The sequence below is a fragment of the Polaromonas sp. CG_9.11 genome (assembly GCF_015752225.1).
In the GTDB taxonomy this organism is placed as follows: domain Bacteria; phylum Pseudomonadota; class Gammaproteobacteria; order Burkholderiales; family Burkholderiaceae_C; genus Polaromonas.
The window spans coordinates 119,257-130,997 of the sequence record NZ_JADOVE010000009.1; the positions used below are offsets into that span (position 1 = coordinate 119,257).

10 protein-coding genes are annotated in these 11,741 nt (G+C 59.2%); 5 read left to right on the forward strand and 5 right to left on the reverse strand.

Features of this window, described 5'->3' with window-relative positions:
* The 3 genes from IWX85_RS09695 to IWX85_RS09705 all read right to left on the reverse strand — a co-directional run bounded on the left by IWX85_RS09695 (position 1) and on the right by IWX85_RS09705 (position 4,038).
* Positions 1-948: a branched-chain amino acid ABC transporter permease gene (locus tag IWX85_RS09695; protein ID WP_036804641.1), complete on the reverse strand. Its 948-nt coding sequence runs from the start codon at positions 946-948 to the stop codon at positions 1-3.
* 112 nt (positions 949-1,060) lie between these two features.
* Positions 1,061-2,257: a branched-chain amino acid ABC transporter substrate-binding protein gene (locus IWX85_RS09700; protein WP_196869587.1), complete on the reverse strand. Its 1,197-nt coding sequence runs from the start codon at positions 2,255-2,257 to the stop codon at positions 1,061-1,063.
* Between the two features lie 158 nt (positions 2,258-2,415).
* Positions 2,416-4,038: a 3-(methylthio)propionyl-CoA ligase gene (locus IWX85_RS09705; protein WP_196869588.1), complete on the reverse strand. Its 1,623-nt coding sequence runs from the start codon at positions 4,036-4,038 to the stop codon at positions 2,416-2,418.
* Between the two features lie 196 nt (positions 4,039-4,234).
* Here IWX85_RS09705 and IWX85_RS09710 point away from each other — a divergent pair, with 196 nt between their 5' ends.
* The 5 genes from IWX85_RS09710 to IWX85_RS09730 all read left to right on the forward strand — a co-directional run bounded on the left by IWX85_RS09710 (position 4,235) and on the right by IWX85_RS09730 (position 8,187).
* Entirely contained in the window at positions 4,235-5,728 is a 1,494-nt protein-coding gene (locus IWX85_RS09710) for a YdiU family protein (protein WP_196869589.1), read from the forward strand.
* A gap of 37 nt (positions 5,729-5,765) precedes the next feature.
* Positions 5,766-6,179: a peptide-methionine (R)-S-oxide reductase MsrB gene (gene msrB / locus IWX85_RS09715; RefSeq protein ID WP_196869590.1), complete on the forward strand. Its 414-nt coding sequence runs from the start codon at positions 5,766-5,768 to the stop codon at positions 6,177-6,179.
* A gap of 192 nt (positions 6,180-6,371) precedes the next feature.
* A complete protein-coding gene (locus tag IWX85_RS09720; protein WP_196869591.1) occupies positions 6,372-6,998 on the forward strand; it encodes a septation protein A in 627 nt (208 codons plus the stop codon).
* Entirely contained in the window at positions 6,995-7,297 is a 303-nt protein-coding gene (locus IWX85_RS09725; protein ID WP_051984011.1) for a BolA family transcriptional regulator, read from the forward strand. Before IWX85_RS09720 ends, IWX85_RS09725 begins: the two co-directional genes overlap by 4 nt.
* 107 nt (positions 7,298-7,404) lie before the next feature.
* Complete coding sequence (locus tag IWX85_RS09730) at positions 7,405-8,187, forward strand: peptidylprolyl isomerase (RefSeq protein ID WP_196869592.1); 783 nt, start codon at positions 7,405-7,407, stop codon at positions 8,185-8,187.
* A gap of 62 nt (positions 8,188-8,249) precedes the next feature.
* On the opposite strand, the gene IWX85_RS09735 is transcribed toward IWX85_RS09730, so the two are convergent.
* Positions 8,250-10,700, reverse strand: coding sequence for a catalase (locus IWX85_RS09735; RefSeq protein ID WP_051984012.1), 2,451 nt, complete (start codon positions 10,698-10,700; stop codon positions 8,250-8,252).
* Between the two features lie 205 nt (positions 10,701-10,905).
* Positions 10,906-11,670 (reverse strand): heparan-alpha-glucosaminide N-acetyltransferase, encoded by a 765-nt coding sequence (locus tag IWX85_RS09740; RefSeq protein ID WP_196869593.1) that lies wholly within the window; start codon positions 11,668-11,670, stop codon positions 10,906-10,908.
* Between the last annotated feature and the right edge of the window lie 71 nt (positions 11,671-11,741).

An 11,741-nucleotide genomic window follows, 5' to 3' on the forward strand; every position in this document is an offset into this window, starting at 1 on the left:
TTATCCCTCCCGGGTACCTAAAAGACCCTTGGGCCGGAAAATCAGCATCAACACCAGAAACAGGTATGGCAAGATGGGTGCGATCTGGCTGATCTTGAGCTTGAGCACTGCGTAGCCAAAGGTTTCGGGCGTCACCGCAACACCCAAAACAGACACTGCACTCATCAGCGAGCTGTCCACCGCGACCGCAAAGGTCTGCAGCACGCCAATCAGCACCGAAGCCAGAAAAGCCCCGGCCAGCGACCCCATGCCGCCCACCACCACAACCACGAAAATGATCGAGCCCACGGCCGCCGCCATGCTTGGCTCTGTCACGAAAGCGTTGCCGCCGATGACGCCCGCCAGCCCGGCCAGCGCCGCACCCCCGCCAAACACCAGCATGAAGACACGCGGCACGTTGTGCCCTAGGGCTTCCACTGTCTCGGGATGGGTCAGGGCCGCCTGAATCACCAGGCCGGTACGGGTCTTTTTGAGCAGCAGCCAGACCGCCACCAGCATGAACAGGGCAACGGCCATCATGAAGCCCCGGTACATCGGAAACTGCGTTCCGTAGATGGTGAACAACGGCCCTTTCAACGCTTCGGGTACACGGTAGTCCACCGCAATGCGGCCCCATACCAGTTGCACGAGTTCAACCAAAATGTAGCTCAGGCCAAAGGTGATGAGCAACTCCGGTACGTGGCCAAACTTGTGCACCCGGCGCAAACAGAATTTCTCGAACGCGGCACCCAGCACGCCGACCAGCAGCGGCGCAATGACCAGGGCGGGCCAGAAACCCACCAGGCTGGTGACACTGTAGGCAAAGTAGGCACCCAGCATGTAAAACGACGCATGGGCAAAGTTGAGCACGCCCATCATGCTGAATATCAGGGTCAGACCCGAGCTCAGCATGAACAGCAGCAAACCATAGCTCAACCCGTTCAGCAGGGAAATTGTAAAAAATTCCATGAATGTCCGTCAATCAGCAGCCGGGTGGAAATACGTGGCTTTGTCTGGATCAAAAAAGAGCGCCAGGTGAGCTTTGCCACCCGGCGCAAAACGGAAAAAGCTGTCGAATAGCTTAGGGGCGTTTCATGTCGCAACTGGTCGGCGTGCTGGCAATGTAGCCGTCGATGTACTTGACGGGCGCAAAGGTGTAGCCCGTGTTTTCGACGCTGTAGCTGTTTTTGGCGTCCACTTTCTGCCATTTTGAGATGAACAGACCCTGCTGCAACTGGTGGTCTGACTTGCGCATTTGCGTGTCGCCGTTGAAGCCCTTGAACGACAGACCCTCCATCGCGGAGGCGACTTTCATCGGGTCGGTTGACTTGGCCTTGTTCATTGCTTCAGAAAGCATCACCACGCCGTTGTAGATGGCAAAGGTGTAGAAGTCGTCGTTGTACTTCTGCTTGAACTCTTTCATGATGGCGCCCAACTCGCCGGTGTAGTTGGAGTGGTTGTAGGCGATCTGGTAGACCTCAATGTCGCCGGCAGCGGCCAGCGCCGTCGGTGTGCCGCTGACGCCCGGATAGTAGGCATAGATCGGGATTTTCAGGCCGGCCTCAGTGATTGCCTTCACCAGCAGGGTCATGTCCTGGCCCCAGTTGCCGGTGACCAGCGTGTCAGCGCCCGAAGCTTTGATCTTGGCAATGTAGGGCGCAAAGTCCTTGACCTGTCCGAACGGATGAAGGTCTTCTCCCACAATTTGCGCATCGGGTCGGGTGCGGGCCAGTCCTTCCTTGAAATACTTGGCGACCTGCTGGCCATGCGAGTAATTCTGGTTGAGCAAATACACCTTCTTGACCTTGGGCTGGTCCTTCATGAACGAGGTCAGGGCCTGCATCTTCATGGAGGTGTCAGCGTCCAGGCGGAAATGCGCAAACGAGCATTTTTCGTTGGTCAGTGCAGGGTCGACAGCCGCATAGTTCAGGAAAATCACTTCCTTGCCAGGGTTGCGTTCGTTGTGTTTGGCAATTCCATCGGCCAACGCCAGCGCCACGGCCGATCCATTGCCCTGCGCGACATAGCGGATGCCCTGGTCGATCGCCGATTTGAGCGCGTTCAAGGCTTCCTGGGGGGAGCTTTTGCTGTCGATACCGACAATTTCGAATTTGACACCAGCCGCATTCTTGGCGCCATTGAGGCGTTCAGTTACGAATTGCCAGTTTTTCAACTGGTTTTGGCCCACGTTGCCGAAGGGCCCGGACAGGCCTTCGATCATGGCGATCTTGACCGTCTCGCCTTTTTGGGCAAAAGCGATCGAGGCGCTTGCAAGCATTGCACATACCGCTACAGACTTAATAGCAAAATTCACTGCATGTCTCCTTCGTTTGTTGATTTTGTGAGCGTACAAGTTATGTTCTGGATGCCGATCAGGGAATGCCCTTAGGAAGGGTCTGCAGCTATCACCTCGGTGACTCTGCAGGGGTCTGTGGCTCAGCCAGGCAACTGGTAATCCTTGAGCAATTCGCGCAGGCGGGTCTTGAGCATCTTGCCGGTGGCACCCAGCGGTATCGCATCGACGAACACCACGTCATCTGGAATCTGCCATTTGGCGGTCTTGCCCTCGTAGAAAGCCAGCAGTTCATCGCGGCTCACGTCCATGCCCGGTTTTTTCACAACGGCAACGATCGGCCGCTCGTCCCATTTGGGATGCAGCATGCCGATGCAGGCGGCCATCAGCACCGAGGGATGCGCCACGGCGATGTTTTCGATGTCGATCGAGCTGATCCATTCACCGCCCGACTTGATCACATCCTTGCTGCGGTCAGTGATCTGCATGTAGCCGTCGGCGTCAATGGTCGCCACGTCGCCGGTCGGAAACCAGCCATCCACCAGCGGGTCGCTTGCGCCCTTGTAATATTCACGGATGATCCACGGCCCTTTGACCAGCAGGTCGCCATAGGTCTTGCCGTCCCAGGGCAGCTCCTTGCCCGCGCTGTCAACGATCTTCATGTCCACGCCGTAGATCGCCCGCCCCTGCTTGAGGCGGATCTTCATCTTCTCGTCGGCAGACAGGCTGTCGTGCTTGTTCTTCAGGGTGCACAGGGTGCCCAGCGGGCTCATCTCGGTCATGCCCCACGCATGCAGGACTTCAACGCCATAGTCGTCGTTGAAGGCCTGGATCATGGCCGGCGGGCAGGCTGAGCCACCAATCACCGTTCGGCGCAGCGTGGAGAACCGAAGCCCCTGGGGTTTCATGTGCGTCAGCAGCATCTGCCAGACGGTGGGCACGCCGGCGGCATAGGTGACTTTTTCGGCTTCGATCAGCTCGTACACCGACTTGCCATCCATCGCCGGACCGGGAAACACCAGCTTGGCCCCGGTCAGCGCCGCCGAATATGGAATACCCCAGGCGTTGACGTGGAACATCGGCACCACCGGCAAAATCGCGTCGCGCGCCGAGATGCTCATCACGTCGGGCAAGGCCGCCGCATACGCGTGCAGCGTGCTGGAACGGTGGCTGTACAGCGCCGCCTTCGGGTTGCCGGTGGTGCCGCTGGTGTAGCACATGCTCGACGCGGTGTTTTCATCGAAGGTCGGCCAGTCGTAATCGCCCGGTTGCGCACCCATCCAGCTTTCGTAGCTCTGCAGGTTGGGAATGCCTGAATCCGCAGGAAGCTTGTCCGCATCGCACAGCGCGATGTAGTGCTTGATGGTGGAGCAATTGGCGTGCACCGCCTGCACCAGCGGCAAAAAACTCAGATCGAAACACAGCACTTGGTCCTCGGCATGGTTGGCGATCCAGGCAATCTGTTCCGGATGCAGGCGCGGGTTGATGGTGTGCAGCACCCGGCCCGAACCGCTCACGCCGTAATACAGCTCAAAATGCCGGTAGCCGTTCCAGGCCAGCGTGGCGACGCGGTCGCTGAAACCCAGCTTCAGCCCATCGAGCGCATGGGCCACCTGGCGCGAGCGCCGGGCGGCTTCCCGGTAGGTGTAGCGATGGATGTCGCCCTCGACGCGGCGCGAGACGATTTCCGCATCGCCATGGTGGCGCGCGGCAAACTCGATCAGTGATGAAATCAGCAAGGGCTGGTTTTGCATTAAACCTAACATCGTCTGCGTCCTTTTTTATCGCCCGGCCGGGCATGCCATGAAAATCGTATCAACCGGTCTGCATGGTACAGGCCGGTTTTGCCGGCCCTCCTCGGGAAAGTCCGTAACCGGGCCACTTTGGCGACAGCCTGCAACGTAAAACACAACACTTACCCCTTGCTGCACAGGGCTGATTGCCCCATTGCACAATAAAGTCATGAGCTCTGCCTTCGACTCCCCATCCGCCATCCGCCATCCGCCAGCCGTGCCTGATCTGCCCTGGCCTAACTCTTTTGCCACGCTGGGCCCGGACTTCTACACCGAACTGCAGCCCCGGCCCCTGCCTTCGCCCTACTGGGTCGGGCGCAACCGTGCCCTCGCCCGTGAACTGGGGTTGCAGGACGACTGGCTCGAATCGGCCGACACACTGGCCGCCCTCACCGGCAACCAGCCACTGCACGGCACCCGGCCGCTGGCCAGCGTCTACAGCGGCCACCAATTTGGCGTCTGGGCCGGTCAGCTAGGCGACGGCCGGGCCATCTTGCTCGGCGAGATGCAGACGGCCAAGGGACCGCAGGAAATCCAGCTCAAGGGCGCGGGCAAAACGCCGTATTCGCGCATGGGCGATGGCCGGGCGGTGCTGCGCAGCTCAATCCGCGAATTCCTCTGTTCCGAAGCCATGCACGCGCTCGGCATTCCGACGACCCGCGCGCTGTGCGTTACCGGCTCCGACGCACCGGTGCGCCGCGAAGAAATCGAAACCGCCGCCGTTGTGACGCGCATAGCGCCAAGCTTTATCCGCTTTGGCCATTTCGAGCATTTCAGCTACCGCAACCAGCATGTCCAGCTGAAAACCTTGGCCGATTACGTCATCGCCCGCTTTTATCCCGAATGCCGGGAAGCGAAACAGCCCTATGCAGCCTTCCTGCAGGCGGTCAGCGAACGCACCGCGCGCATGATGGCGGCCTGGCAGGCCGTCGGCTTTTGCCATGGCGTGATGAACACCGACAACATGAGCATCCTGGGGCTGACGATCGATTACGGCCCGTTCCAGTTCCTCGATGCGTTCGATCCCGGCCACATCTGCAACCATTCCGACGAACAGGGCCGCTATGCCTACAACAAGCAGCCCAACATGGCTTACTGGAACCTTTTTTGCCTGGGCCAGGCCTTGCTGCCGCTGATCGACCAGCAGGAGGACGCGCTGGCCGCGCTGGAATCTTATAAAACCGCGTTTCCCGAAGCCTTGCAGGCCCGGATGCACGCCAAGCTGGGCTTGCCCGATGTGCAGGAAGGCGACCACGCGTTGATTGAAAGCACCTTCCGGCTGCTGGCGGCCAACAAAGTGGACTACACCATCTTTTGGCGCCGGCTCTGCGGTTTTACCGCGCAAAGCGGCCATGAACCGGTGCGCGACCTGTTTTTCGACATGGAATCCTTCAATGCCTGGGCGCTACAGTATTCAGAGCGCATAGCGCCCGCAGATATTGCGCAAAGAGCCGATTTGATGTTTAAAATCAATCCAAAATACGTGCTGCGCAACCACCTGGGCGAAGAAGCCATCCAGGCGGCAAAACTAAAAGATTTTTCGCAGGTCAATACCTTGCTGGCCCTGCTGCAGGCGCCGTTCGACGAGCATCCTGACCATGACAGCCTGGCCGGCTTCCCGCCCGACTGGGCATCGTCGATTGCCATCAGCTGCAGTTCGTAATCACGCTCTTTATTCAACAAAACAGGACCCCGACACCATGAACGCAAAAATCCGGAAAACCGATGACGAATGGAAAGCCTTGCTGGCTGAAAAAGGCGCGGAGCCGGTGGCTTTTGAAGTGACCCGACACGCCGCGACCGAGCGCCCCTTCACCGGAAAATACGATGCCCACCAGGCCGAAGGCACCTATCGCTGCATTTGCTGCGACGCCGAGCTGTTCGAATCGTCGGCGAAGTTCGACGCGGGCTGCGGCTGGCCGAGCTTTTCCGAAGAAATCAAGGACGGCGCGATTGAAGAGCATGTGGACCGTGCCCACGGCATGACGCGAACCGAAACGGTTTGCGCCAATTGCGGCGCGCACCTGGGCCATGTTTTTCCCGATGGCCCCACGCCCACCGGGCTGCGCTATTGCATGAACTCCGCATCCCTCGATTTCAAGAAAAGGAATTGAGCCCCCACGCTCCCCACTGCGTGTGGTTCGCTGCCCCCCGAAGGGGCCGCTGCGCCTGCGGCCCGGCTAAGCCGGTTCCGCGGCCCCTGCTGGTTTGAAATGCGCCTCAGCGCCATAACTGCATGTTTAGCGGACCCCCGAGTCCCCGCTGGTGCTTCTTTAAAAACAAAACCGCTCCGCCATAATCACGCCATGAAAATTTTGTTTGATTTCTTGCCAATTGCCTTGTTCTTCGGCATGTTCAAGTACGCCGAAGGTAACAAGGACTGGGCCGCCGGCACGGCCACCGACTGGCTGGGCTTCATGGTGTCGGGTGGCGTTGTCGGCCCGGCCGAAGCGCCTGTGCTGCTGGCCACGGTGGTGGTGATCGTTGCCACGCTGCTGCAGATCCTTTGGCTCAAGGCACGCGGCCGCAAGGTTGACACCATGCTTTGGGTCAGCCTAGGGTTGGTCACTGCGCTGGGCAGCGCCACCATCTACTTTCACAGCGAGAGCTTCATCAAGTGGAAGCCGACGGTACTTTACTGGGTGATGGGCGCGTCCTTGCTGGTGGGCCAGCTGGTGTTCCGTAAAAACGGCATCAAGTCGCTGATGGGTGCCCAGATGAGCCTGCCCGACACAGTGTGGCGCAAGGTCAATTTCAGCTGGGTGGCATTTTTCGTGGCCATGGGTTGCATCAACCTGTGGGTGGCCTTCAACTTCCCGACCAGCACCTGGGTCAACTTCAAGCTTTTCGGCAGCATGGGCCTGATGCTGCTGTTCATCCTGGCGCAGGCATTTTTCCTCAACAAGCATATCAAGCCCGATACCACCTCATGAGCAGTTTTTCAACCAGCCTCAACCCGGCACTGCCGGTGCGTGTCAAGGAAATCGAGCAGCAGCTCCAGGCGCGTCTTGCACCGACCCTGCTGCAAGTCCTGGACGAAAGCGCATCCCATGCCGGCCACGGCGGCGCCAATGCACAGGGGTTCGGTTCGCACTTTCGGGTTCGCATTGCCAGCCCGGCGTTTGCCGGCAAGAGCCGGGTGGCCTGCCACCGGCTTGTGTATGATGCAATGCAAAATTTCATAGACCAAGGGCTGCATGCCCTGGCCATTGAAATCGTCAAAGACGCATGATGGTCTTCGGGCCAAACGAGTCCGCTTGATCTTTCGCAACAGTGCCGGCCCACTGGCTGGAACAATCACTCTCCACAAACACCCTTCCTAAGGATTTCCACTTGATCATGAAGAAACAATTTTTAATGGCCACGGCCATGGCAAGTTTGCTGGCGCTCAGCGCTGGCGCCATGGCCCAGAACCTTGCCATCGTCAATGGCAAGGCGGTTCCCAAGACCCGGCTGGACGCGCTGGCCCTGCAGGTCGCCAAAGCCGGCCGCCCGGTCACGCCGGAAATGGAAGGCCAGTTGCGGGAAGAAGTCATTGCCCGCGAGGTGTTCATGCAAGAAGCTGAAAAGCAGGGCATTTCTGGTAGCGACGACTTCAAGGCGCAGATGGAATTGGCACGCCAGACCCTGATGATTCGCGAACTGTTCGCCAATTACCAGAAGAAAAATCCGGTTTCCGATGCCGACCTGAAGGCTGAATACGACAAGTTTGCGGCAGCCAACGGTGGCAAGGAATACAAGGCACGCCACATCCTGGTTGAAAAGGAATCTGAAGCGACGGCGATCATCGCCAGTCTGAAAAAAGGCGGGAAGTTCGAGGACATCGCCAAGAAGCAATCGAAGGACCCTGGCTCTGGCGCCAAGGGCGGCGACCTGGACTGGGCCAATCCATCCAGCTATGTGCCTGAATTCACCGAAGCGCTGCTCAAGCTGAACAAGGGCCAGATGACCGACACGCCGGTCAAGTCGCAATTCGGCTACCACGTCATCCGGGTGGACGACATCCGCTCCGCGCAACTGCCTGCGTTTGAAGAAGTCAAGCCGCAGATTGCCCAGCAGATGCAGCAACAAAAGCTTGCGGCTTTCCAGGAAGAATTGCGCAAGAAAGCCAAGATCGAATAAGCAGGGCACCTGCTCCCCAAAAAACGCGGCCTCGGCCGCGTTTTTTCATGCATGGGCCGGCGTCACACCCGTGGAGGATCGGTTTCCCGCTGTGGATGGCGGTGCTGCGCAATGCCCTTGATGAACGTCTCTGCCGCATTGGCCGCGTCATCTGATTGCGCAGTGATGATCCCGATGTCGGGTTTTCCGTCTGGCAAGGTGGTCGGGACGCCAGCTTTTTCGAGCAGTGCGCTTGACGCACCCAGTACCAGAATCGTCTTGCAATGCCGGTACTGGTCCTTGATGAACTCCATGGTGTGGCCGTCCAGCGACAGCGCATCCACGCCAGCCTGTCCATCGGGAAGCACCAGCGCATCGAACAGGAAACCGGGTTCATTTTCAAGCGAGGCATCGGCTTCCAACACGTCGCCTTCCGCGGTGGCCACGGACCCGATGCGGGGCGCCACCAGCCGCGGAACCGCGCCCTCGGCCAGCAAAGCCGCCTGGACCTGCGCCATCGACTCGCCCAGGATGCCCGGCGCAATCAACAAGGCAATCTTCCTGGCCTTGATGCCGCCGTCGCCCGGTCGAGCCAAAAGCGACAGCATGGGCGATACCGTCACCTCGGGCGCAGCCGGCCGGGCCAGCGCCGGCAGCATAGCGTCGGGCAGGCGTTCCATGCCCAGGCCTGCAGCCACCTTCTGCGCCAGTTCTTCGGACGCATTGCGCAGCATCGACACGGTACGCTGGCGAATCGCCGGAACAGTGACCTTGCTCAATTCGAAGCGAAAGGCGGCGGCAATATGCGCCTTCTCGACCATCGTCTGGCTTTCATAGAACAGCGTGGCCTGGGTGTAGTGGTCGGCGAATTTCTCCGGCTTGCCGCGCACCATGCCCTCGGGCTGCATGGACTCGGCACGCTTGGCCATGGTTACAAAACCCTGGGCAGCGCCAGCCTGGAACGGGCAGCCGCCCGCCAGCGAGTTCGGCTCATAAGCGACCCGCCCACGGGGAATTGCCTGGCGATGGATGCCATCGCGCTGATTGTTATAGACCGGAGCGATCGGGGAGTTGATCGGAATTTCGTGAAAGTTCGGGCCACCCAGACGCGACAGCTGGGTGTCCACATACGAATGGTGGCGCCCCGTCAACAGCGGGTCGTTCGTAAAATCGATACCCGGAACGATGTTTTGCGTTCCGAATGCCACCTGCTCTGTTTCGGCGAAGAAATTGTCCGGATTGCGGTTGAGCACCATGCGGCCTATTGGCATCAAGGGCACCAGCTCTTCAGGAACGATCTTGGTCGCGTCCAGGATGTCGAAACTGAATTGTTCAGCCTGCTCTTCGGTGAAGATCTGCACGCCCAACTCCCACTCAGGGTAGGCGCCCGACTCAATGCGTTCCCACAAGTCGCGGCGATGAAAATCCGGGTCGGCGCCAGAAATCTTCACCGCCTCGTCCCACACCAGCGAGTGCGTGCCGGCTGTCGGATTCCAGTGGAACTTGACATACACCGATTCGCCCGCGTCATTGACAAACCGAAAGGTATGCACGCCAAAGCCTTGCATCGTTGCATAGCTGCGTGGAATTGCCCGGTCCGACATCTGCCACATCAGCATGTGCGTCGATTCGGGCATCAGCGACACAAAATCCCAGAAGGTGTCGTGCGCGCTGGCGGCCTGCGGCATCTGGTTGTGCGGCTCGGGCTTGACAGCGTGGATCAGGTCGGGGAACTTGATCGCATCCTGAATGAAAAACACAGGCATGTTGTTGCCCACAATGTCCCAGTTGCCCTCATCGGTATAGAACTTGACGGCAAAGCCGCGCACATCGCGTGCCGTGTCCTTGGAGCCGCGCTCTCCGGCCACGGTGGAAAAACGCACAAACACGGGCGTGACCTTGCCGGCTTCCTTAAAGGGCGCAGCCTTGGTGTACTGCGTCAGCGGCTTGTAGCATTCAAAAAAGCCATGCGCGCCAGAACCTCGCGCATGCACGATGCGCTCTGGAATGCGCTCGTGGTCGAAGTGCGTCATCTTCTCGCGGAAGATGAAATCTTCGAGCAGCGCCGGGCCACGCAGGCCGAGCTTGAGCGAATTCTGGTTGTCCGAGATACGCGTGCCCATGTTGGTGGTGAGCATCTGGCCCGACGAATCCACGCGCACGCGGTCCAGCGGCTCGATGGTGGCGTTCACGCCTTCGGGTGCGATGCCTCCGGTCTTGTCGCTGCTGTTCTGTTCGGACAATGTGCTGCCGGTGGGCAGCCTGGACTCGGGCTCGACGGTGGCGCCCTGCTGGGGCGAGAGGGCATTGGCAAACCCATGCTCGGCAGGCTTGGTCGCGTTGAAGGGCATGGCAGCGACCAGGGCTTCAGTCTGAACCATTTTTTCAACATGCGTGTCACCGCCTGAGTCAGGGTTTGCCTTGGCAGGGCCGCTGTCAGTATTGCGGGCGGCGGCCTTGGTTTGGGCGCTGCTGTTGGAAGGATTTTTTCCAGCATTTTTTCGGCCATCGGCCGGTGGGATGGTTTTGGGCATGGATGTTGGGAATGAGCCGGCGGGATTGCCACAGAACACATTACATAAGCACTTCAGAGCCATCTGTAGGACGCCACCGTCTGCCTCGGAAAGCATTTTTGGAGTGTGAAAGTTGTCCCTGTATCGTGTGGATAACTTTGTTGATGGGCCCTTGCAAAAGTCCCCAAAGCTAGACCAGGCGAGGCTTTAGCAGGAGTGCCTGAAATTAAGGCAGAAACTGCTGACCCTGTTTTAAAGCGCTTAATCCCATCAGAAAACCAAGCAGCACCGGCTGGTGCAGCAGGTAATAACTCAGGCTCCAGCGCCCCAATCCTGCCAGCATGCTGATGGCTGAAAGGGCTGACCTGGCTTGGGGCGCCAGCCACTGCGGCCGCGTGCGAAGCAACCAGTTCCCTGCCGCCATGCCCCACCACACCACCCCAAGCCAGGGAAACAGGGGAACGTAATCTTCGGTGACAGGCTTGCGGCTGACCAGTCCCAGCCAGTTCAACGTCTTGTGGTTCAGGAAATCAAGCCCAGGCCACAGGGCATGCGTGCCACTGGCCATGAATTTCAGGGCTACAGCTGCGCTGCCCAGAAGCCACAGCCACCGGCCCCAGCCCGCCGTCAGCCGAACAATGACGAGCATGACGGCCAGGCCGTGCAACACGCCAAAATAAATAAAGCTTTCTGGATACATGGCGTAGGAGCCAGCGCTGACCAGCAGTGCAGCACCAGCCACCTGAAACCATCGCCGCCAAAAACGCGCCCATGTCTGATGCCGATCAACGGCCAATGACTGGCCCAGGCCGGCGGTGAACAGAAACAGCGTCACAATCGCCGTGCGCTGCCAAGTCCAAAATGGATCCGCGTAAAAGTCCTGTTGAAGATAGCCAAAATGGTTGAGGTCAAAACACAGGTGGTACGCCGTCATCCAGACAATGGCCAGGCCGCGCAGGGCATCAAGATAGTCAAGTCGGCGATAGGGCATGGCCCAGAGTGTACGCAGATGTTTTTTTTGCGCATTGCTGACCCGCCTAAGTAGTAACCCCGCCATGCGCG